Here is a 25377-nt window from a genome sequence, read left to right as displayed (position 1 = left end):
AGGAGTGTAGCTCAATTGGTAGAGCGCTGGTCTCCAAAACCAGAGGTTGTAGGTTCAATTCCTATCGCTCCTGCATTAATGTTGTGGTGAAAATGTTAAAAAGTTTGTGTGTTTTTTTCTATGATATAAAGCAAGAAATACGAAGAATTGCTTGGGTAAAGAAACAGGAGGTGTTGTCATCTCTATTTGTTGTGATGATTGTTATATTATGCTTTTCGATTTTCTTCTGTTTTGTGGATTTTATGTCTCTTTACGTAATTAAGGCTTTATTTGGAATTATTTATGGAATGTGAATATAAATGGTATATCATTAGAGTTGATTATGGATATGAGCAAAATATACGCGAATTGGTAAGTAATGCTGTTTATTTTAAGGAAGTGTTTATTCCTTATCAAACGGTATGTAATTCAAAGTCTGATATAAAAGAGTTATGTGAAGTGTATGTATATATGCATCTATGTGATGAAAGCAAAAATATTTTGAATCAAACGCCTGGATTCTGCAGTGGCGAATCTGGTGATTTTGAGATGATTTCAGATGATGAGATAAGTTTAAAGTGTAAAGAATTTAATAGATATAAATGGTATATCTTGAGAGTTGCTTCCAATTGTGAAGAGAAAGTGCGCCAACATATATTGGAAAATTCTATGAGATTGAGTGTTAATGGTTACTTTAAGGAAGTTTTTATTCCATATGAAGAGCTAAGTGAAGTAGAGTTGAAATCTAAGAAAATTGCTACACGAAGGAAATGCTTTCCTGGTTATGTCTTTTTATACGTGAATTTATGCGATGAAGTATTGAATTTTATCAATAATATACCAAAATCTCTTAAGGTTTATGGATTTTTGAAAAATGGTAATATTCCAAAGGTGATTTTGGATGATGAGATTCACTCAATGTGTAATGCACTTTATAATGCTCAAGAGACAAAGAAGTTAGGTTATGGTTATGAAAAAGGTGAAAAAGTGAAAATTAATGATGGTCTTTTTCAAAATTTTACTGGTAAGGTAAATATGGTAAACGATGAGAAAAAAATTATTAATGTGGAAGTATCAATTTTAGGTAAGCCGACAATAATAGAGCTTGATCTGGCTCAAGTAGAGAAAATAGAGGATTAATTATGAGTGTTATAGTTGCTAAGATTAACTTACTTATGGAAGCTGGGAAAGCAATTCCAGGACCGAAAATTGCTTCAGTACTTGGTCCACGTGGTATACCTGTTCCTAAGTTTTGTGAAGCTTTTAATAAAGTTACTAGCGCTGCTAACGCTAATTATAAAGTAGGCGATTTAGTAACAGTGCGAATTTCCATAAAGGATGATCGCTCTCATGATTTTACTGTCAGCGGTCCACCTGTGGCTTATTTACTTAAGCAGGAGGCTAAATTAAGTAAAAGTTCTGGTAATCCTGGTAAAGAATTAGTGGCTAAATTACCTATGTCTGCTATAATTAAAGTGGCAAAGTGCAAGATGGTTGATATGAAAGTGGATAATGAAGATTCAGCAGTGAAAATGGTTGTAGGCACTGCAAAATCTATGGGTATAGAAGTTGTGGAAGGTTAGGTAAATGAATACATATAATGATAATCCTAAGCAGTGTTTGAAGAAGATTATTGAGTCTGCTTCAGCAAAATTTAATGAATCAGTTGATATTGCAGTCAATTTAGGCGTAGATTCACGTAAATCTGAAGAGCAGGTGCGTGGTACAGTAGTTTTGCCTAAAGGTATCGGGAAGAATATTAAAGTAGCTGTTTTCGCTCAAGATAAACATTTATTAGAAGCTGAAAAAGCTGGTGCTGATATTGCAGGAGGAGAGGATTTAGTTGAAGAAATAAAAAAGGGTAGAAAATTAGATGTTGATTGGTGCATTACTACTCCTGATTTTATGGCAAAAATCACTCCTATTGCAAAAATATTGGGTGCTAAAGGGCTGATGCCTAACCCTAAATTTGGTACTGTGACTTCTAACATTGCAGAAGCTATTAAAACCATTAAGTCTGGTCAGATAAAATTTAGAACAGATAAAAATGGTGTTATTCATGGTAAATTAGGAAATATTAAATTTGATATTGATGACTTGCTAGAAAATTTAAAAGCCTTTCTTAAAGTAATTAAAGATAATAAACCTATTTCTGCGAAAGGAATTTACTTTAAGGGTGTTTTTTTAAATTCAACTATGGGTGAAGCTTATAAGATAAGCAAAGTGGAAGATATAATTTAAGGGAGTGATACCGTGAAGCGTAAAAATAAGGATGAATTTATACAGAGCACAATAAACGTATTTGTAAATAATGATTTCTTGATATTAGTAAATTTTAAATCTATAAATGCTAATGATTCATTAACTCTGAGGAATAGCCTGAAGTCTATAGCAGGTGGGGTATTAGTAGTTAAAAACACTCTAGCGCGCTTGGCTTTGGAAAGGACTGGTAAATTTTCTTATTTATCAGGCAAATTTTCTGGTTCTGTTGCTATTATATACTCTAGTGGCATAGTAGAAGCTGCAAAGTTAATAGTTGATTTTATTAATGCTAACAAAGAAAAAATGTCTGTGATTTGCGCGGCTCATATAAATGAATTGTTAACAGTGGAAGATGTTAATAAACTGGCTAAGTTGCCTTCTTTGGATGAGTTGCGTGTTAAAATTATGCGTTTAATATCTTATGATATTCCTGCTCGATTGGCGTTGTCTATTAATTCATCTTCTATGAGGCTTATGAGAGTTTTGGATTATTATAGTTCTAAAAAATAAATTTGTTGTTAAGTAAGGTGGTAATTATGAGTAATGTAACAAGTGATTTGGTTGATAAAATATTATCTTTAAACCTATTAGAGGCTTCTGAACTTGTAAAAGTTCTAGAAGAGAAAATAGGGTTGCCTGCTGGTTCTTTTCTTGGTGGGGCTGTTGGTGCTGGGGCGCCTATTAGTGATAATGCTGCTGCTCCTGCTGCTCAAGAAAAAGCTGAGTATAAAGTTGTGATTAAAGAAATTGATGCGAGTAAAAAAATAGGAGTTATTAAAGCTGTGAGAGAAGTTAATTCTACATTGGGTTTAAAAGAAGCAAAAGAGTTGGTTGAATCTTTACCTAAAGATTTAACTGCTAATGTTCCTAAAGACGAAGCAGAAAAAATCAAGCAAAAACTTATTGAAGCAGGAGCAACTAAAGTGGAGCTTGAATAATATTTAATGTATTAATTTTATATTGATATAGCTCTTTTAATTAGTTTGGGGTATTTTAATGGTTGATTCTTCTTATATGTATGCTTCTGGTGCTTTTGTCCCTAGAGTTTCTTATTCTAGGTCGATTGATTTAAAAGATTCTTTATTGGATTTGGTTAAGGTTCAAAAAGAATCGTATGATTCATTTGCTCCTAAGAATAAGGGTAATGAAAGACTTGAAGTTATCTTTCATACAATCTTTCCAATAAATGATCCTTTGCGTAGGGCTACTATTGAGTTTATAAGTTGTAGGGTAGATGATCCTAAGTATGATGAATCTGAGTGTATAAAGCGTGGTGTAACTTTTTCTGCTCAGGTTATTGCTTCTATACGTCTTGTTGTTATGCAGGATGGTATTTCTCTTGATGAATATAAATCGATTAAAGAGAGTGGAGATCATTCTAAACTTGCAACCGTTGTAAAATCTATAGAAGAGCAGGAAGTCCACTTTTGTGGGTTGCCTATGATGACTGATAAGGGCACTTTCATCATTAATGGTGTAGAAAAAGTTATTGTCTCACAAATGCATAGGTCTCCTGGTGTATTTTTTGATAGCGATAAGGGAAAAACTTACAATTCTGGTAAATTGATCTATTCTGCTAGAATTATTCCTTATAGGGGTTCTTGGCTTGATATTGAATTTGATGTTAAAGACCATTTGTATTTTCGTGTTGATAGAAAAAGAAAATTGCCAATCTCAGTTTTGTTAAAGGCGTTAGGCCTATCAAATAATGATATACTCGATAGATTTTATGAGAAAATAAAGTATGTAAAACATAAAGATGGTTGGAAAGTGCCTTTTGTTCCTGATAAATTTAAAGGAGTGAGGTTGCCTTTCGACTTAATGGATATTGAAGGTAATGTGCTGCTTAAAGCTAACGTTCGTATCACCTCAAGACTAGCTAAAAAGCTATATGATAATGAATTGAAAGAGTATCTGGTTCCTTTTAATTCTATATGTGGTTTATTCCTCGCAGAAGATTTAATGGATAGTGCTAGCTCTACGAAAATTTTATCTGCTGGTGAATCTATAAAGCTGGAAGACATAAAGAAGCTTGAGTTATTGTCTGTGGATGAAATATCAGTATTGAACATAGATAATGTATCTGTTGGACCTTATATATTAAATACGCTTTTCTTAGACGAAAACATGTCTTATCAGGATGCGCTATATGAAATATATAGAGTTTTGCGTCCTGGTGAAGTTCCTGTTTTAGAGATAGTAGAGGAGTTTTTCCGTAATCTTTTCTTCAGTCCGGAATATTATGATTTGTCTAACATTGGTAGGTTGAAGCTTAACTCTTACCTTGGATTAAATTATGATGAGGATTTAACTGTTTTAACGTATGAAGATATTATTGAAATTGTAAAAAAAATAGTATTGTTACGTGACGGTCAAGGATCTGTAGATGATATTGATCATTTAGGAAACAGAAGAGTAAGATCAGTTGGAGAGTTTATAGAAAATCAATTTAGAACTGGGTTGTTGAAATTGGAACGCGCAATAGTTGATTCTATGTCCACTTCTAGTTTAGATAAAGTTTCTCCATCTGATTTTATTAATCCAAAAGTGTTAACTAATGTCTTAAGAGATTTCTTCAATTCTTCTCAATTATCTCAATTTATGGATCAGACTAATCCGTTATCTGAAATAACACATAAAAGAAGGTTGTCCGCGTTAGGTCCTGGCGGTTTAACAAGAGAACGGGCAGGATTTGAAGTGCGTGATGTTCATCCAACTCATTATGGAAGAATTTGCCCTATTGAGACTCCTGAAGGGCAAAACATAGGGTTAATCAACAGTTTAGCTATATACGCGCGTATTAATAAATATGGTTTCATTGAAAGTCCTTATAGAAAAGTAGTTAATAGGGTTGTTACTGATCAAATTGAGTATCTGTCTGCCATAGATGAAGGTTTATATTATATAGCTGATACCAGCGCAAAGCTCGATGAAAATAATTGCTTTGTTGATGATATGCTATACTGTAGATATGCTAGTAGTTTCATTATGGTAAGTAGTGATCAGGTGAGTTACATTGACGTATCTCCTAAGCAGGTAATATCAGTTGCGGCTTCCTTGATTCCATTTTTAGAAAATGATGATGCTAATAGAGCATTAATGGGCTCAAATATGCAACGTCAGGCCGTACCTTTATTGAAGCCTACCGCTCCTCTGGTTGCTACTGGTATGGAGTCTTTTGTAGCTTCTGGCTCTGGTGCTGTAGTTTTAGCAAAACGCGATGGCATAGTTGATAGTTCTGATAGTAACTCTATAGTTATACGTGCTTTTGATAAAGAAAGGGTTAACTACTTGGACGTAGATATTTATCATCTAAGGAAATTTCAGCGTTCTAACCATAATACTTGTATTAATCAAAGACCGCTAGTGTGCGTAGGTGATTATGTTAAAAAGGGTGATGTAATAGCTGATGGTCCTGCAATTAACAATGGTGAGTTGGCGCTTGGTAAAAATTTGCTAGTCGCTTTTATGTCTTGGCAAGGTTATAATTTTGAAGACTCTATTATTATTTCTAGTGAAGTTGTTAAAAAAGATCTCTTTACTTCTATTCATATAGAAGAATTTGACTGTGTTGTACATGATACCCCTTTAGGATCAGAAAAAATAACTCGTGCTATACCTGGTGTTAATGAAGAAAATCTATATCACTTGGATGATAGTGGTATAGTGAAAATTGGTACAAGAGTTGGTCCAGGCTATATTCTGGTAGGTAAAGTTACACCTAAACCTTCTCTTTCATTGCCTCCTGAAACGAAGTTATTAATGACAATTTTTGGTGAAAAGTCATTCGATTGTGCAGATTCCTCTTTATATACATCTCCAGATGTTGAAGGGACAGTAATTGATGTACAAGTCTTTACACGCAGGGGGGTTGAAGAAAATGAAAGGGCATTACTCATCAAACAAAAAGAGGTAAATGACTTTGAGGAAGAGCGAGATTATATAATCAATGTTACTAGTGAATATTTCTATGATGAACTGAAGAAACTTCTTATTAATTCTGGTTCTCAAGATCGAGAAAAATTTGACTCTATTGAACGTGAGCAATGGTGGGGTATAGGATTAAAAAACCAACCCATTTCTGAGCAAGTTAAGAGCTTAAAAAAAGATTTTGATGAAAAAGTATCACATGCAATAGCACAGTTTAAGCGAAAAGTAGAAAAATTACATGAAGGTTATGACCTACCTCAAGGTGTGTCGATGTCAGTAAAAGTTTTCATTGCTGTGAAACATAGTCTGCAACCAGGGGATAAAATGGCTGGTAGACATGGGAATAAAGGTGTGATCTCTCGAGTTGTGCCAGTGGAAGATATGCCTTATTTGGAAGATGGTACTCCTGTTGATATTATTCTTAACCCTCTTGGTGTTCCTTCACGAATGAATGTAGGGCAAATACTGGAAACGCATGTAGGTTGGGCTTGTAGAAAATTAGGGGAAAGGGTAAGTAATATTCTCGATGAGATCAATAAAATCAAAAGTGCTTTTTGCAAGGGAATTAGGTCCCTTAACGATGATAATTTTACACAATTTGCAGTAGCATACCTTGACAATAAAAAAATTGAAAATATTGATGATGATGAAATAATGGCTTCTGTTTTAAATACACCTAATAAAAATGCACTAAATGACGAGTTGAATGCGTTAGTAGAGAACTATTTGAACTCTTGTAAAAGTTCATACAGCAATTTACGTAATTTCCTGATTGAGGTTTATAGCTATGGTAGTAACGTATCTATCTGTAATGATATTCGTAATATTAGTGATAATAATCTCATTGAATTTGCACGTAAATTACGTGATGGCGTTCCTGTTGCTGCACCTGTATTTGAGGGTCCAAAAGATGAACAAATAGCAAAATTATTTGAACTTGCTGGTTTGGATAACTCTGGACAAGCTGTATTATATGACGGTTGCAGTGGTGAAAAATTCGACCGCAAGGTTACAGTTGGTTACATGTACATGCTTAAGTTGCACCACTTGGTTGATGGTAAAATTCATGCGCGTTCAGTAGGGCCTTATAGTTTGGTTACTCAACAACCTCTAGGAGGAAAATCTCATTTTGGTGGTCAGCGTTTTGGTGAAATGGAATGTTGGGCATTACAAGCCTATGGTGCTGCTTATACTTTGCAGGAAATGTTAACTGTGAAGTCTGATGATATTAATGGTAGAGTTAAGATTTACGAATCGATAATAAAAGGTGACAGTAATTTTGAATGTGGAATTCCTGAATCCTTTAATGTGATGATAAAAGAACTACGTTCTTTATGTTTAAATGTAGATTTAAAGCAAAATGATGTAGTGATTGAAGATATATCTCACACTAACATTGCACAACCTTTTAATGAGGTTAGCATATCGATTGCTAGCCCTGAAAGTATTAAGCGTATATCTTGTGGTGAGATAGAAGATGTTTCAACTGCAAATTATCGTACGTTCAAAGTTGAGAAAGGTGGATTATTTTGCCCTAAGGTTTTTGGCCCTGTCAATGACGATGAATGTTTATGTGGAAAATACAAAAAAAGAAGACACAGAGGTCGCATATGTGAAAAATGCGGAGTAGAAGTTACATCTTCTAAAGTAAGAAGAGAAAGGATGGGTCATATAGAGCTTGCATCTCCTGTTGCTCATATATGGTTTTTGAAATCGCTTCCTTCAAGAATTGGAGCATTATTGGATATGTCTCTCAGAGATATTGAGAATATTTTATATAGCGATAATTATATCGTGATAGATCCTCTTGTTTCGCCTTTTGAAAAAGGTGAGATTATTAGTGAAAAAGCTTATAATGAAGCTAAAGATAGCTATGGGATCGATAGTTTTGTAGCTATGCAAGGTGTTGAAGCTATAAGAGAGTTGCTAACGCGCCTTGATTTACATGAAATTAGGAAGGATTTAAGACTAGAATTAGAGTCTGTTGCTTCTGAGATAAGAAGAAAGAAAATTATAAAGAGATTGCGTATTATTGAAAACTTCATTAAATCTGGAAATAGGCCTGAGTGGATGATACTTACAACTATACCTATTTTACCACCTGATTTGCGTCCTTTGGTATCGCTTGAAAGTGGTCGTCCTGCAGTTTCTGATCTGAATCATCATTATAGGACTATTATTAATAGAAATAACAGGTTGAGGAAATTGTTGAGCTTAAATCCTCCTGAGATTATGATTCGTAATGAAAAAAGGATGTTACAAGAAGCAGTTGATTCTCTTTTTGATAATAGTCGTCGTAATACTTTGGTAAACAAAGCTGGTGCTGTTGGATATAAAAAGTCCATTAGTGATATGTTAAAAGGAAAACAGGGTCGTTTTCGCCAGAACCTCTTAGGAAAAAGGGTAGACTACTCTGGACGTTCTGTAATAGTTGTTGGTCCAACTTTGAAACTAAATCAGTGTGGATTACCAAAAAGAATGGCTCTTGAACTATTCAAACCTTTTGTTTACTCAAAGCTTAAGATGTATGGTATGGCTCCAACTATTAAGTTTGCTAGTAAGTTGATAAGAGCAGAAAAACCAGAAGTTTGGGATATGCTTGAAGAGGTAATAAAAGAGCATCCTGTTTTGTTGAATAGAGCGCCTACGCTACATAGACTTGGTATTCAGGCTTTTGAGCCAATCCTTATTGAAGGCAAAGCAATACAGCTTCATCCGCTTGTCTGTACGGCGTTTAATGCTGATTTTGATGGTGACCAAATGGCAGTGCATGTGCCAATTTCATTGGAAGCTCAGCTTGAAGCTAGGGTGTTGATGATGTCCACTAATAACGTTTTAAGTCCTTCTAATGGCAGACCGATTATAGTTCCTAGTAAAGATATAGTACTTGGTATATATTATCTGACTTTACAAGAACCTAAGGAAGATAATTTACCATCTTTTGGTGCTTTTTGTGAAGTTGAGCATTCTTTGAGTGATGGTACTTTACATATTCATTCTAGTATAAAGTATAGGATGGAGTATATTAATAGCAGCGGTGAAACTCACTATAAAACTGTTTGTACAACTCCTGGCCGTTTAATATTATGGCAAATTTTTCCTAAGCATGAGAATCTAGGCTTCGATCTAATAAATCAGATATTAACAGTCAAGGAAATAACTGGTATAGTTGATTTAGTATATCGTAACTGTGGTCAAAGTGCTACAGTGGCATTTTCTGATAAATTAATGGTACTTGGCTTTGAGTATGCCACATTTTCTGGTGTTTCTTTTGGTCGTTGTGATCTGGTTATACCTGAAACTAAAGCTACACATGTTGATCACGCGAGGGGTGAAATTAAGAAATTCTCTATGCAATATCAAGATGGGCTAATAACTAGAAGTGAGAGGTATAACAAGGTTATAGATGAATGGTCTAAGTGTACGGATATGATAGCTAATGATATGTTAAAAGCAATATCTATATATGATGGAAATAGTAAGTACAACTCAGTGTATATGATGGTTAACTCTGGTGCAAGGGGTTCTACTTCACAGATGAAACAGCTAGCAGGAATGCGAGGGCTCATGACCAAACCTTCTGGTGAGATTATAGAAACACCTATAATTTCTAATTTCCGTGAAGGATTGAACGTATTTGAATACTTTAATTCTACTCACGGTGCGCGTAAAGGTTTAGCTGACACTGCGCTTAAAACTGCAAACTCTGGATACTTAACTCGTCGTTTAGTTGATGTGTCTCAAAATTGCATAGTTACAAAGCATGACTGTAAAACAAAAAATGGTCTTGTTGTGAGAGCTACAGTTGAAGGAAGTACTATAGTTGCATCTCTAGAGAGTGTTGTGCTGGGTAGAACATCTGCAAATGGTATATATAACCCAGTGACAAAAGAATTATTAGTAAAAGCAGGGGAATTAATTGATGAGGATAAAGTAAAGCAAATCAGCATTGCAGGTCTTGATGCTGTAAAAATTAGATCGCCTTTAACTTGTGAAATAAGTCCTGGTGTGTGTTCTTTGTGTTATGGAAGAGACCTTGCAACTGGTAAAATTGTTTCAATAGGTGAAGCAGTTGGTGTTATAGCTGCTCAATCTGTTGGAGAGCCAGGTACTCAGTTAACGATGCGTACTTTCCATATAGGTGGGGTAATGACTAGAGGCGTTGAATCCTCAAATATTATAGCTTCTATTAGTGCTAAAATAAAGTTAAACAATAGTAATATAATTATAGATAGAAACGGAAATAAAATTGTGATAAGCCGTTCCTGTGAAGTCGTGTTGGTTGATAGCCTTGGTAGTGAGAAGTTGAAGCATAGTGTACCTTATGGTGCTAAACTTTATGTGGATGAGAGTGGGTCAGTAAAAATTGGCGATAAAGTTGCGGAATGGGATCCTTATACATTGCCTATTATCACGGAGAAGACTGGTACAGTGTCTTATCAGGACTTAAAAGATGGAATTTCGATCACTGAAGTGATGGATGAATCTACAGGAATATCAAGCAAAGTAGTAAAAGACTGGAAATTGCATTCTGGTGGAGCTAGTTTACGTCCTCGTATTGTGCTGCTTGACGATAATGGTGAAGTAATGACACTCGCAAGTGGCGTTGAAGCATGTTATTTTATACCAATTGGTGCAGTGCTCAATGTACAAAATGGCCAGAAGGTTCATGCAGGTGATGTTATTACAAGAACACCAAGAGAGTCAGTTAAAACTCGTGATATTACTGGTGGTTTACCGAGGGTTATAGAGTTATTTGAAGCACGTCGTCCTAAAGAGCATGCTATTGTTAGTGAGATAGATGGCTATGTAGCGTTTTCTGAAAAAGACCGTAGAGGAAAACGCAGTATATTAATTAAACCTGTAGATGAACAAATTTCTCCAGTTGAATATTTGGTATCAAGAAGTAAGCATGTAATAGTCAATGAAGGTGATTTTGTACGTAAAGGTGATCTATTGATGGATGGTGACCCTGATCTCCATGATATTTTACGTGTGCTTGGGTTAGAAGCTTTAGCGCACTATATGATTTCTGAAATACAGCAAGTTTATAGATTGCAGGGTGTTCGTATAGACAACAAGCATTTAGAGGTGATCTTAAAACAAATGCTACAAAAAGTGGAAATTACTGATCCTGGTGATACTATGTACTTGGTTGGCGAAAGCATTGACAAGCTGGAAGTTGATAGGGAAAATGATGCTATGAGTAACTCTGGCAAACGGCCTGCTCATTATCTTCCTATTCTGCAGGGGATTACTAGGGCAAGTCTTGAAACTAGCTCCTTTATTTCTGCTGCTTCTTTCCAAGAGACAACAAAAGTACTTACAGAAGCAGCATTCTGCGGGAAGAGTGATCCTTTAAGTGGATTAAAAGAAAATGTTATAGTAGGAAGATTAATTCCTGCTGGTACAGGTTTGATTATGAATAAGATCAGAGCACTTTCACTTTGTGATAATATAGATAAATATGAAAAATATTTTGATATTGAAACTTATGACGAGAAATGGTTTATGGATAATAATTGTCATTTACACTCTGGTGAGGAAGAGAGCGTAGTGGCATATGATCAGTCGAATTGAGTACAGCTAGTGTGTCTCTTGACCAAAAAAGCCAATAATATTTTCTTTCACTTCTGTGCTATCTGTCATGTTATTTACTCTCATGCGAAATTCAGATGAGCTTTGAAGCCCGCTACTGTACCAACCTATGTGTTTGCGGGCCATCTTTATTCCTGTGTTATTTCCATAGTACTCAAGAATATTGTCGTAATGCTCGAGTATGATGCTTAATCTCTCTGAAGCTGTTGGCTCAGAAGTTTCACTTCCACTGAGAAAGTTCATTGCTTGATTAATCAGCCAAGGTTTACCGTAGGCACCACGACCTATCATCACTCCGTCTGCTCCAGATTCTTTGAGAGCATTCTGAATATCATTTAAATTTTTAATATCGCCATTTACTATAACTGGAATTTTCACTTGCTCCTTAACATTTCTAACGAATTTCCAATCTGCTTGGCCGTTATAGAGCTGTGCCCTCGTTCTTCCATGCACAGTGATCATTTTTGCTCCTAAGTCTTCGGCAATTTTCGCAAGCCTCGGTGCATTGCGATTTTCATCGTTCCATCCAGTGCGCATTTTTACCGTAACTGGCACATTCACTGCTTTGACCACGGCCTCAATTATCTCAGCGGCTTTTTTCTCATCGCGCATTAGTGCTGATCCTGCATAACCGTTTACAACTTTTTTAACAGGACAACCGAAATTTATATCTATTATTTTTGCACCCATATCCTCGTTGAGCTTTGCAGCCTCTGCCATTACATCCGGCTCGCATCCAGCAAGCTGCACAGCAGTTAATTCATCGACTTTTGCTTTTTGCAGACTCTGGCGAGTTTGCATAATCATGGCTCTGCTTGCAATCATTTCTGAAACTAACAAACTTGCACCTAGCTTCTTTACAATACTTCTAAACGGATAATCAGTTACCCCTGACATTGGAGCTAAAATAACTGAAGAATCAATCGTCAAACTTCCTATTTGGAGGGGCATAAGGTTAATGGTAATCCTTCATTGTAAACTATATAGCAAACTGAGCTGTATTCTGCACCCTTGAGGTAAGAGAGGTGTCCGTTCCTGGTGGAAGATCGCATAAAAGCCCGTTTTCTAGATCTTCCTTCCATTTTTCATCTTCCATAAGCGCTTTTGTAAACTCTCTTCTTTTCTTTTGCAATTGTTCTGGATTAGGCTTGTATTCCGATAACTCTGCGTCAATTTCATCAAATGATTTACCTTCGTTGAGCATTTGCGTAATCCTATGAGCGTTTTCCAATGCAAATATTCCACAATTATGTCCATCGCTTTGTTGTTTGGCTCCGGAGCTTCTTATATTACAGTTCTCTATTTCCAAAACTGCTTCCAGTGCGCTCACTATATTATCAGTATTTATTGGGACATTAATTAATTCATTTTTCTTGTTCCGACACGTTTGTGCTGTCTCTTTGACATCTTTACTCATTTCTTTTTTTCCTTGCGCATTCAACTCACTAGCTTGATCAGTAAGAGGTGTAACCAATTCTTTAATTGCATTTGCAAGTTCTATTTTCTTACGTTGACTACCAGGACTTGGTAAATCAGCACTAAAAGAATCACAATAATAAGCTCTAAATTGTTTATTATCCGAGTTGTATGCAACAACTAGCGTTACCCAATGATTACCACCCAAATTAATAACTGAAGTAAATATCCTTTTCGAACTCTCTCGTTCTGCTTTATTTTTATATTCTCCCAACCTTTCACTCAAGGTTTCAAGATTACCAGGAATACAGAAGAATACACCATCCGTAAAATCTTCTGAATACTTATATTTAATTCTTGCAATATTAGCAATATCATGTTGCTGCAACCAGTAAGCGTAATTCTTTCTATTTGTTTGATGCACAAGAGTGTCCAAATTTTCATGAAACTCTTTACCACCCAAACCACTATCCAAAGAGCTTCTACGACTACTGTTCCTTGAATCGGGTTCACTGCCTGGTACAACACCACTATCTCCATCTTGAGTTTTTTGCTCACCTTGACCTGCTCCTTTTCCATTAACATAACCTTTTACCAAGTGAAATAAAGGTTTAACAATCATTTTGTATGCTGCTGTAAGGACTACTCCCATTATAATCCAAATCACAGGATGAGAAATTAGCATAGCAAGTGGAAAGGTCAATAGAGGAAATCCTATTATCAACCCCAAACAGCCAACAGCAAATGTGGCTGCTAGGCATACGCAAGTAGCGTAGATAACGAATTTCCCACCAGCAAAGTAAGTGCTCTCTTTAAATTGATTATATTTTTCTGTGATGCCCATACTACATCCTATGAATGCTAAGTTAATTAAATTTTAACAAATTCTAACAAAAAAATCAACCATAATAATTTTAGTAGTATGAGAAAATATTGAATATTAAGAGCTTTTGAAGTACAGTAACAGTGTTAGTAATAGCACAATATATGCACGATATAGAATATATACGCAAAAACCCTGAAGGATTTGAAAAGGCAATGAAAAGCAGGGGGATAAGAGAGTTTACTGCAAAAGAGATATTAGAAATTGATCACGAGAAAAGGTCATTAACCACTAAATTGCAAGATTTAAATAGGCAGCGCAATGAAATCACAGAGGAAATAAAGAAGCTTAAAATGAGCAAGAGCCCTTGTGAAGAGCAAATAGAGTTGTCAAAAGACATCACGAATGAGATAGAGGCAATTAGCTTAAAGGAACAAGCAGAAAAGGATAAGTTAGTGAATGTTTTATCTAACTTGCCGAATATTCCTGCGCAAGATGTGCCAATAGGCGCAGATGAGAACTCTAATTTAGAGGTGAGAAGATATGGAGGAAAAAGACAGTTTGATTTTGTACCAGAATCTCATTATGAACTCGGAGAAAAATTAGGTTTAATGGACTTCGAACAAGCGGCGAAAATTTCCGGATCAAGATTTGCGATATTAAAAGGACAGTTAGCTAAGCTTGGACGAGCGCTAATAAATTTTATGCTTGAAATGCATGTTAATGAATTTGGCTATACTGAGGTGTACCACCCAGCTTTGGTGAAAAACGAAGCTATGTATAACGTTGGTCAGCTACCAAAATTTTCTGACGATTCGTATTTAACTACCGACGAATTGAGGTTGATTCCCACAAGTGAAGTGTTTTTAACAAATTTGGTTGCTGATAAAATAGTAGAGGAAAAAGAACTGCCTATTCGTTTTACTGCGTATTCAGAGTGTTTTCGTAAAGAAGCAGGCAGCGCAGGGCGAGACACGAGAGGCATGATAAGGCAACACCAATTTGGTAAAGTGGAGTTGGTGAGTATTACAACTGAAGACCAATCAAATGATGAACTTGAGCGCATGACGAGTGTTGTTGAAGAGATATTAAAAAAACTAGAATTACCGTATAGAGTAATGCTACTGTGTAGTGGTGATATGGGTTTTGCTGCACAAAGGACTTATGACATAGAGGTATGGTTACCTGAGCAAAATAAATATAGAGAAATATCAAGCTGCTCAAATTGTGGTGCATTTCAAGCAAGAAGGATGAACGCTAAATACTCTTCAGAAACTGATAAAAAGATAAAAAAATATGTTCACACTTTAAACGGCTCAGCTTTAGCTATAGGAAGAACGATTGTTGCCATAATGGAGAATCATCAAAATTCTGACGGGTCGATTGCAATACCAAACGTGTTGCAAAAATACATGAGTAATGATACTGTTATAAGCAAATAATAATTTTGACATATAGAAAAGCGAGGAAATAAAGATGAAGGTTCTGGTTATAGGTTCTGGTGGACGTGAGCACGCTCTACTTTGGGCTCTAAAAAAATCTCCTATCTTGACTGAGTTATATGTAACTCCTGGTCGCCAAGCTATGAAAGATCTTGGGACTCTTGTGGATGTAAATATTCAAAATTCAGTGGATGTTACACAATTTTGCAAGAGAGAAAATATAGAGTTGGTTGTTATTGGTCCAGAACAACCAATAATTGATGGACTTGCTGATGATTTAGTTGCAGAGGGAATAAATGTTTTTGCTCCGAGTCAAGCAACTGCAAAACTTGAGGGATCAAAGTCTTTCACCAAAGGACTATGCAAGCGATATGGCATACCAACTGCCAAGTACGAGTGTTTTGTTGATGAAGGATTAGCTAAAGATTTTGTACGTAGCAATAAAATAAAGTTTCCACTTGTAGTGAAAGCAAATGGAATTGCGGCAGGGAAAGGCGTGATGATATGTTGCGCAGAAAACGAAGCTTTTTCAGCAATAGATTCAATGCTAGTGGAGAAAGAATTTGGTGAATCAGGTGAAGAAATAATCATAGAAGAATTTTTAATTGGAGAAGAAGTAAGCTTTTTTGCTCTTGTTGATGGGTTGAAAGTAGTAACTCTTGGGTGCGCAAAAGATTATAAGAGAGTGAATGAAAATAATGAAGGCCAAAATACTGGGGGTATGGGATCGTACTCATCACCTTCAATTATAAGTAAGGACATGGAGCAAAAAATCATCCAAAAAATAATATACCCTACAGCTCAAGCATTGGTTAACATGGGTACGCCTTATAAGGGAGTACTCTTTGCTGGTTTAATGATTTGCAGAGATGGCCCAAAACTTCTCGAGTATAACGTTAGATTCGGTGATCCAGAAACGCAATCTATATTACCTAGATTTGATTCAAATTGCGATTTGTTAAAATTGATGTTGTCAGTTGCAGAAGGAAAGTTAAATGTCAAAATGGTGGAACTTAACAACAAATCTACAGTTTGTGTAGTTGTTGCAAGTAAAGGCTATCCGGGTGATTATCAAAAGGGAGAAGTAATTAAGGGATTAGATAAAATTGAAAGCATTCCTGGTATATTGGTATTTCACGCTGGTACTAAATTAGATGAGAGTGGTAATTGGGTTTCAGATGGCGGAAGAGTGCTAAATATAGTAGCAGAAGGGAGCACTATAGAGGAAGCCAAAAGTAAGGTGTACTCAGCATTAAATTTTTTAGAATGGCCAGGGGGCTTCTTCAGATACGATATTGGTAGTTAATGTTAGCTGTCGGTTAGCAGGTAGACCACACGATCCCAAAACGAAATGTTCTCACCGCCCTTGTTTTTTGGTGCTGGAAATGGTTGCTTTACTTGAGATCTTAACAATATATCTTGCTAAGTTAATAATAATTTGTTTGTGGAAGAATTAAGATAAACTTATAAAAAACAGAATTTAAAAATAAATAAAATATCATATATTCAGCCTATTAAAAGGCTTTCATTGAAAATTACTTTGGGTTAGAAAGTTTTTCTAAAATAGTGATTGACAGGTTACAAAGATGTAGTACGATGTTAAAAATGATATAGAATGTATAAATTATCATAGTTCTATATCTTAATACGCTTTTGTTTGTGGAGGTAAGAATTATGGACTTAGATGACCTAACCAAGGCAGCTTTCTCTATTATTAAGGATGACGATCCTTATAAAGAATCTAAGCAACTTCAAATAAGGAATTGGGGGCGTGGGTACTTGGAGACTATTAATACCGGAAACCTTCCTTTTTTCCTTGATATATTGTCAGATGAAGAATGTTGGGAAAAAACCGATACGATACATGGTATCAAACTCAATAGAAGAATAGTGGCTAAAAAGATGATTGAACCCAAGAGTTGGAAAGGTACAAATAATCCGCTAGATGATTTTGATCGTTACCAAATTGCATGTTGGTGTTGCTTAGAAGAAGACATCATTACCCTATTTGAGCATTTTAAACGGGAAGATGAAATAAAGGATGGAGATTCAGATGCATTAAAAAAGTTAGTCAAATCAGTAAGTGGAAGTTGGTATACAGATGCGATGATGCAATTTTGGTCGCATTTCGTTAGTGGATACATTGCAGAGTTAGATCTAAAAGATCAGCATCCCTATGTGCTTGGTTTACACCGTGCAGCAATAAGTATGCGTAGAAAACGTGTAGAAGCAGTAGAGTTCTTTTGGAATAAGATAAAATCATTACCTGAAAGTGAGTTAAGTGCTCAGGAAAAAGATAAGGTTTTTATGAAAATTGCAGTGCATGCAGCACACGATAATGGATATCCTGATGTGTTTGAATTTTGTTTAAGCCAAATAAATCCTGATAGATATCCAGAGCTTTTGAAAAGAGATTTGGAGAAAAATGGTTATTATGGTTCTCTAGGTAGAATGTTAGAAATGTTTAACTTTGATCAATTTCAAAAGTTATTCGACTGCTTAAAGCCAAGTGATGTGGTGGTGGGTAGTTATTATTGTATCTGGTTAAGAAATATAAAAATTGGAGGTTGTTCTGGGCAATACTTAAATGTAGGTGCGAAGCTTTTGATGCATATGTTGATGAAAGATGGATTCGATAGTCATCGTACCTTAGCATTAAATGGAGAAGTGATGAACAATTCTACTTTTCAAGGAAGTTTATTAGTACCTTTGGTTGAGAAAGGTTGTATGGAGCAAGTGTGGGCAATATTGGACAAAACTAATTCTAAACAGATTGAAGAATTTATGAATTCTAAGCGAGCAGGTTACATATGTTCCATCTTAGAGCAAGGAGATCGCGCTTCATTAAATAAGTTTTTATCTTATAGTGGTTCTGTTGATGTAGATCTTGACCAAAAGAGTATACCTGGTCCAAGTGGTGATTTATCTGATGTAAAGCTTAACAAAATGCATGATAAATCTCATATAAGGTTAGGTGAATAAAAAGTTATTATATAATTTAGGGGGCTATATGTTAAGTCAAGAAAAACCACAAGATTTTGAATTAATAGAGCTGTTAATTCGAGAGACAGCGGGAGTTAGTCAACCTGGCCCAAGTACTTCAACCCAACAAAAAAGTGATTTTGAATCTTTCAAAGCAAGGTTTCAATCATACATTGACCAGGTTCCATCATATTTACATTCGGTAGGTAAAGAAGGGTTTTTTTCGCATTTCTTTTTAGGAAGCTTTTCTATTTTACCAGATACACAAATTGCGGAAAGATTAGGTGTTAAAAAAGTTTATTTTCGTTTTGACACTGCAAAAACATTAAAGGTAGTTGTTGTTAAAAATAGTCAAATTAAAAGTGATGTAGATGCTATTGAAGGTATAGAACTATTTTCTATTTCAGAAGATGGTAATTCTGGTCATCAATTTACTTCTGGTGAACTGGAATATATATTAAAAGAAAATTTGCATCCTGACACTCAACAAAAGATCGGTACGGCACGAGGTATTAAAGATAGAATTAAAGGTAGGGTTAAATCTAAGTTAGTGCAAATCAACAAAAATGAAGAAAATATTTTTGTTGAAACACAAGATAAAGAAATACTTGACTCTGCTATTAGTCATAATTTTTACGAAATTAAAAAAGAAGAGGAAATATGGAAAGATCAAAATGATAATACAAAAAGCAAGCCCGAGGATTATATAGCTGAGTTAACTAATTCTGATGCAAGTAAAGTTGAAGAATCTTCCAAGAAAGTCATTGACAGAATCAGTAAAGTTCACTCAAAATACAAGGGTTCGTTTACTTATGCTGATAAAGCACGAGAAGCAGCACATCATGGGTTTATAGCAGGTGCTTTAGTAAATTTTCGCTATAGACATAATCTCAGGGTTTACTTAGAGCAATTTGCAGGAAGAGGTTACGCTGATATTGTTCTAGTGCCTCGTGGTAAGGATAGATCATTAAATGCTGTTCCTATTATTATAGAACTGAAAGCTGCCACTAAAGAAGAGTTAAAAGAGTTAGAGAAAGGAGGTAAAGTAAAAGATGGGAGTCAAACTACACCAGCTATTGCATTAGAGCAAGCAAAAGATTATGCAAAAGGCTTTCAGCCAAATACAATGCGTGTTTTGACTATTTCAGATAATGTACTGTGTGTAGGGTTAAATTTGGATTCAACTGAAGGTGAAAAATTTTCAATGCATATATCACCTCGTGAAGACAGAGAAATTGCTCTACCTACAATGCAAGCACTCTTGAAGGAAGCTTCAGATTGGGATGGAAGACAAGATACGGTCACTAATGTTAAAGAAAAAATCAAGCAGCCACTGGAGCGTATTTATCACACATTTCCTGGTACGCCAGAGAAAGGAGGTAATTACTTTAGTAGATTTCTCTTAGGGCAACTTCTTCTTGCTGATAAATTTAAAAGAGCGGATCTAAAGAAATTTATATTTTCATACGGTGAATATTCTCTTGCTTCTACCACAAGATCCGGAAAGCCTGTAACAACTTTTGCGTTGATTAGAGAAGGTCGTAGTAAAGAGGTATTTATTTTTCATGTTAGAGAAGGGGGAAGAGGGGATCGTAGCAGTAAAAAGATACCTATACCTGGTGATCTACCGGAGCAAAGCAAAATCACAGAGGTATACATAAGTTTACATGAGGAAAAGAAGTCAGATTTTTTTAACATAGAGGAGGTTAATAGATATAATTCCTTAAATGAATACAAAAAAGGGAAAGAGTTTTTCAAAGGAGAATTAAAAGATGTTCCTTACCCTAATGGACTAAGAGAGGCATTTGATGAGGCACTTAAGTCTCAAGTTACTCCTGCAGCAGGTCAGTCTCTACCAGTAGATAAATATAATTCACTACTAAAGAAAGTTGGAGAAGGAATGTTTTCTTTTAGAGATTTTATTAATGAAGAGGCTCATTTTCAAGGAGTGTTACATGGGGCATTTAGTTATTATAGTGATTTGAAATTAGAAGAATCTCCTAGAGCATTAGTATTAACAGAGTTTCAAACTGGCAGGGGAAAACGTATTGATATGCTGGTTCATGGTATTAAGTTTGCAGAAGGAGCTAGTAATGCTAAGGAGTATGATCCAGTAGGATTAGAGCTTAAGGGACCAAGGGAAGGTAAAACAGCTGATGCATTAGTAAAAGAGGCAAATGATCAGATAAATAAGGAGTATGTAAAAGGTGTTACTTATAAAACGCTTACAGATGGCAGGAAAGTGGCTTTTATGGGTGTTGTTTTTGACAAAGGAGCGAGTAATGCAGATTCTCTTATTCTACCAAGCAAAAATGAGTTTACTCCTGTTAAGGTAGTTCATAGTTCTATTTTTAGTTTTAGCCAATGTGCAACAAGGAAAAGACGTGATATAGGTATACCCTGCATAGATTCACGTGATGAAGAAAAGGTTACAAAGGAAGAAAAAAAGCAACGTGTTAAAGAGCTATTTGATATTGATAATGCTAAGGATTTAACTAATGAAATTGTAGATATAGGTCGTGAGCAAGTGTTTGATATGATAGGCAATGCTGATAGGACTGATGTATATGTAAAAGTAAAAGATAACAATGGTAATGATAAAAAATTGATAATAGGTGATATTATAGAAATGAAGAATGCAGAAAGATATTTTGTAGATGATTATAGTGATGGTATTGAGATCTTAGTAAAAGTAGTCAGAGATAAGGATCGCGTTATAAAAGAAAAAATAAAAGGACAAAATATTGAGTATTATTTAAGCATCGATGGCTATGAAGTAAAATTCGATGATATAATTAAAAATTTTACTACAGATGCAGAAAGAGAGAAAATTCATAATAAATTACATCAACTATCAAATGATAAGCAGTTGTTAGAGAATAAAAAATACATTGAAGATATAGGTGATGTTCAAACTAATCAAGATTACTCTAATATTGTAGAGGAAATTAAACAGAACTTGCTAGCAAAAGGTGTTAGGGAAGATACTTTTGATACGTTTAAAAATCATTTTGATGATCTTGGTGAAAAAGTTTTTGCAGATTATATTAGTAATGTAGAAAGCAGCCTTCAAGAAAAAGGAATTGCATTTGATCGTGATAAATTTGATTCAGCGAAAATAAAAGGAGCAAAAGGTGGAAAGTTTTTTTCCATGATGGCTATATATGACTTGCTTGATAGTATAAGTGATACAGCAACACTTGGACGACATGATAATAATGCTTTAAAGCAAGTATTTGGTATCAATGGTATACTAGATGCTATGGATGATGTTAGGACAAGCGTAAGTATTTCTCCTAATAGTAAAGTGGGAAAATTGATTAGTAAGGTACCACAGCCTGTACGTCAAACGTTTGTTAAGATTATCAGTAATCCTATAGTTCAAAGTATTACATTTGCAACTATTGCTTATCAATTTGGATATAGTATAAACGAAATAGCTCAAGGTAATCATCATCCACTAAATTATTATTGGACAGCTAGTAGTGGTGTAAAACTAGCAAGCATGAGCATAAGGCCTGTAAGTGCAGGAGTTAGCTTTACAGTGAAAAGTGTAAGTACAACTACTAAGATTTTAAGAGGATTATCTGCTGCAGGCAAAGTTTTGGGTAGGGCAGCAGTAGTTACTATGGTTGCTGATGTATTAATAACAATTGGTGTAGAAATTCATGAGAGAATAGAGTATACAAAAGCAATAGCAGAACAAGTACCTCTATTACCTGGTGGTGAACAAGCGGAAGTATTTTTTGCAGGGGTAATCAAGTTTTTTACAGGAAGAGATGTAGAAAAAGAATATGAAGACACAATTAGAATAAAAGGTTATTTAACTTACGTAAAAGAAGCAGCTATTAAACTGTTAAATGACAATTATGACATAGATGCGGTTGTACAATACGTAATCTCCATTGAAGAGAAATATAGTGAGGTGATTAAAAATATGGGTGCACAGGCTATATGTATTATGCCATCACCGTATGGTCCTGAGTGTGCGACGCAGATGAAGTGGACATGTGATTTAGAAAAAAAATATAAAGATATCTCTTTTGACAAGATCAATATAGCCTCTAGTGTAAAAAGAGATTTGTCTTCTATTGATATCTCTAAGATATTGACTATGACACCTTATACTTTGGTTATGAGTGAAGGTTGGGAAAGGTTTATCTGTGGTATAAAGAATAGTCCTCAATGCTATCAAGAGATTGAAGAAAAGAAAGTTTATGTTGTTAATACGGATGCAAAACATATCCCTCATCTAACAAAATACGAGTATGAAAATCTTGGCTTAAGAATTGTAGATGCACCATTAACAAATCCGATACAAAAATCTCAATGCAGCAAAACAATCAATACAAAGCACAAAGGTGACGATGCGTTCGCTCCATGTAACAGTGGCAAAATTTATAGAAATTGTCAAGAGAGCTTTACTCTCTCAGGAGAACCTTTTATCTTTACTAATCCAACAAGAAAAGAGCATAGTAATACAAAAAAGCAAACATTTCCTAGAGGATCAGTATTATATATTTCAGGACCTAAAACATTAACAGCAGCAGCAAATTATCCAGCAGTAATGCATATTTCAGAGGGTAGTAATATACGTTATGTCGGCTCAAAAAATAATGAAACTATTTTTATTATTAATGACTATATGTCTGGTACTCTTGAAGGTGGACCAGGAAAAGAAAATACTCTAGTAATGAATGTTAAAGCTAATAATATCGCTGCAAATTTGCATAGTGGAACTATACGTTATGGTAATAGTAATAACATAAGATTGGTTAACACATATAACTATGTGTCTAATTCTGACAGCAAGCAAAATATTACTACTCACTGTAAAACAAGATTGATTAATGTAAAAAATGCAGAAGTCTGGGAGAATTCATTTAACTGCACAGACAAAGATTATGAAGTTAGAGTAGTTAACAAAGAAAATGTGCATAACAGGGGATTAAAACAAACAATATTTGTTGTTAATGAAGATAGTGATAATGCTAAGATAGTAAGTGATTTGGGCAGTACAGGAAAAATAAAAGGAAATATTGACATAATAAAGGTTCAAGTTGCTAATATCACACAGTGGGGAATAAGTGAAGATATAGAAAAGGTCGGCTATAGCTTAGATGTTTTAGCTAATAATACACAAAGTATTGTTTCAAGTACTAAAATCAATGATTTTAAAAATCTAGTAATTCAAGTAAATAGCAATGGAATAACAGAGTCTGTTGCAATACAAGATAAGTCTTTGTCTGATACAATAGAAGATATTAGATATCAAGAGCTGAAAAGTTCAGGAAGTGATATTAGTAGAGAGGTAATACAAAATAGTGCAAAAAAGTTAAAAGCATTTATACAAGCAAGTATTCTAGACCAACAATTACTTGATACTTACCAAATTGCAAAAGATATTGTCAATAACAATAATTTTGACATACCAGTATCTCAAGTAGAAGTTATTAAAAACCATATGGGAGTACCTAGTGAAAAAGTGATAATTGCTGGCATGTACTCAGGTCAAGTCATTGTTGATTTTAGCTATAGTAGCTCTGACGTTACAAGTAGTTATCAGAAATACCTTAATGGTGGACGGAACTATGGTTATGATCACTATCTGATGCTGTGTAATTACTATCAGGACATTACAATAGAAGGAGAGAAAGGGCAACACCAGTATATTATCAAACTACCAGATACATTAAATAGCAAAACTTCATTGTCGCCAATAAGGCTCAATTTAAAAATAAAAAACAAAGTGGTGTCTTATCAAAACATACCTTATAGTATCATTGATTTTGCTGAGTTAAGTGTAACAGATGTTGATGGTATAAGCATAGAAGAAGGTAAAAGGGATTATATAAATGAATGTTATGGCAAATCAATCTCTGACCTTACAGAGGGTAGTTTAGAGATACAAGATATTACAATACTTGATAGTAAAGGTACTAAATGGTCTTTATCCATTGGGTTAGTTGATTATTTTAAAAATCCAGAGAATCAACAAATTGTATTACGAATAAACAATGAGCTTTATAAAATCGATAGTACAAACTTAAGGCTTGAGCATCTAGAGATCAATCCTAGCTTTTTCAGATACTATCAACCAGAGGAACAAGGATTACAAATTTATCATAATCAACCTATCAGCAAGAATGACATTGGTTTAGTTGATTTTAGAGATAAGTCTGTATTGGGTTTTGATATGGAGATTGCTGATGGTAGTTTAGTGCTATCATATGGAAATAGCACCATTGCAAAAGTGGAGAATTGGAGTAATTATCAACCTGCAAGAGAAATGATGTTCGCTTTTAATGATACAATGGTTTCTAATCCAAAGTGCATAGTCTCTGTTTGTAATTCAGAGGATATTATAGAGGACTTTAACAAGGAGAAAGTAAATTTATTAAAAGAGCAGGTATTTAATGCTATAGTGCAAAGTGATATCAGTGAAGCTGAAGATTTAACTAGAAAAATTGAAACTATTGATATTGAAGGTAAACGTTTAACACCTTTATACATTGCTATCCAAAAAGGTAGGTTGGACATAGTAGAAATTCTTTTTGATAGGAAGCATTTTAGTGTTAAAGATAAAGACATCTATGGTTGTAACCCTCTGCACTGGACTGCTCAGCAAGGCAATTTGAATATAGCTAAGTTTCTTGTGGATAAAGGTGCTGATATTGGAGCTAAAGATAATGATGGTAGAACACCTCTGCATGTAGCCGCTTATAGTGGTGACCTAGATATGGTCAAATTTTTTCTTGATAAGAATGCTAGTATTGAAGCTAAAAGTAGCGACCCATATAAGCAGTTGTGTTAAAAGTCAATAGAGAAATGAAAAATACTGAAAAATAATTTTTACTTGGTGGGCTATAAAGCCAAAGATGCTTTTAACATATTTTACGTAATTTCGGAGGATTTATTGATGCAGGCAGCCAAGGCACGACAAAA

The 25377-nt window shown here is 34.8% G+C and carries 13 protein-coding genes and 1 tRNA gene; 12 read left to right on the top strand and 2 right to left on the bottom strand.

Going from position 1 to position 25377, the window contains the following annotated elements:
• The 8 genes from ABWU23_RS06545 to ABWU23_RS06510 all read left to right on the top strand — a co-directional run bounded on the left by ABWU23_RS06545 (window position 1) and on the right by ABWU23_RS06510 (window position 11751).
• Window positions 1–73 (top strand) — tRNA-Trp (locus ABWU23_RS06545).
• 19 nt (window positions 74–92) lie between these two features.
• Complete coding sequence (gene secE, locus ABWU23_RS06540) at window positions 93–293, top strand: preprotein translocase subunit SecE (RefSeq protein ID WP_205517846.1); 201 nt, start codon at window positions 93–95, stop codon at window positions 291–293.
• Entirely contained in the window at window positions 283–1119 is an 837-nt protein-coding gene (nusG, locus tag ABWU23_RS06535; protein WP_309166466.1) for a transcription termination/antitermination protein NusG, read from the top strand. The genes secE and nusG overlap by 11 nt, the downstream gene beginning before the upstream one ends.
• A gap of 2 nt (window positions 1120–1121) precedes the next feature.
• Entirely contained in the window at window positions 1122–1562 is a 441-nt protein-coding gene (locus ABWU23_RS06530) for a 50S ribosomal protein L11 (RefSeq protein ID WP_253307298.1), read from the top strand.
• Between the two features lie 4 nt (window positions 1563–1566).
• The gene (rplA, locus tag ABWU23_RS06525; RefSeq protein WP_253307299.1) at window positions 1567–2220 is read left to right on the top strand and encodes a 50S ribosomal protein L1; all 654 of its coding nucleotides are present in this window, start codon (window positions 1567–1569) and stop codon (window positions 2218–2220) included.
• A 12-nt stretch (window positions 2221–2232) separates the two neighbouring features.
• Window positions 2233–2751, top strand: coding sequence for a 50S ribosomal protein L10 (gene rplJ, locus ABWU23_RS06520; protein ID WP_253307300.1), 519 nt, complete (start codon window positions 2233–2235; stop codon window positions 2749–2751).
• A gap of 26 nt (window positions 2752–2777) precedes the next feature.
• Window positions 2778–3179 carry a 50S ribosomal protein L7/L12 gene (rplL, locus tag ABWU23_RS06515; protein ID WP_253307301.1) on the top strand — a complete coding sequence of 134 codons (402 nt, stop codon included), beginning with the start codon at window positions 2778–2780 and terminating at the stop codon, window positions 3177–3179.
• A gap of 58 nt (window positions 3180–3237) precedes the next feature.
• Complete coding sequence (locus ABWU23_RS06510) at window positions 3238–11751, top strand: DNA-directed RNA polymerase subunit beta/beta' (protein WP_353270979.1); 8514 nt, start codon at window positions 3238–3240, stop codon at window positions 11749–11751.
• A 6-nt stretch (window positions 11752–11757) separates the two neighbouring features.
• Here ABWU23_RS06510 and dusB read toward each other — a convergent pair whose 3' ends face one another.
• Both dusB and ABWU23_RS06500 read right to left on the bottom strand, forming a co-directional pair.
• Window positions 11758–12720 carry a tRNA dihydrouridine synthase DusB gene (dusB, locus tag ABWU23_RS06505; RefSeq protein WP_264735904.1) on the bottom strand — a complete coding sequence of 321 codons (963 nt, stop codon included), beginning with the start codon at window positions 12718–12720 and terminating at the stop codon, window positions 11758–11760.
• Between the two features lie 28 nt (window positions 12721–12748).
• Entirely contained in the window at window positions 12749–14029 is a 1281-nt protein-coding gene (locus ABWU23_RS06500; RefSeq protein ID WP_265045400.1) for a hypothetical protein, read from the bottom strand.
• Between the two features lie 143 nt (window positions 14030–14172).
• Between ABWU23_RS06500 and serS the strand changes: the two genes are divergently transcribed.
• From serS to ABWU23_RS06480, 4 genes are all read left to right on the top strand, one after another.
• On the top strand, window positions 14173–15450 hold the full coding sequence (gene serS, locus ABWU23_RS06495) for a serine--tRNA ligase (protein ID WP_264687727.1): 1278 nt from the start codon (window positions 14173–14175) through the stop codon (window positions 15448–15450).
• A gap of 34 nt (window positions 15451–15484) precedes the next feature.
• Window positions 15485–16756: a phosphoribosylamine--glycine ligase gene (gene purD, locus ABWU23_RS06490; RefSeq protein WP_253307305.1), complete on the top strand. Its 1272-nt coding sequence runs from the start codon at window positions 15485–15487 to the stop codon at window positions 16754–16756.
• 368 nt (window positions 16757–17124) lie between these two features.
• Window positions 17125–18432, top strand: coding sequence for a hypothetical protein (locus ABWU23_RS06485; RefSeq protein ID WP_353270978.1), 1308 nt, complete (start codon window positions 17125–17127; stop codon window positions 18430–18432).
• The gene (locus ABWU23_RS06480; protein ID WP_353270977.1) at window positions 18425–25246 is read left to right on the top strand and encodes an ankyrin repeat domain-containing protein; all 6822 of its coding nucleotides are present in this window, start codon (window positions 18425–18427) and stop codon (window positions 25244–25246) included. The genes ABWU23_RS06485 and ABWU23_RS06480 overlap by 8 nt, the downstream gene beginning before the upstream one ends.
• The last annotated feature ends 131 nt before the right edge of the window (window positions 25247–25377 follow it).

It is taken from the genome of Wolbachia endosymbiont (group A) of Hedychridium roseum (assembly GCF_964028325.1).
Classification (GTDB): Bacteria; Pseudomonadota; Alphaproteobacteria; order Rickettsiales; family Anaplasmataceae; genus Wolbachia.
This window is presented reverse-complemented; position numbering and strand designations above follow the sequence as displayed.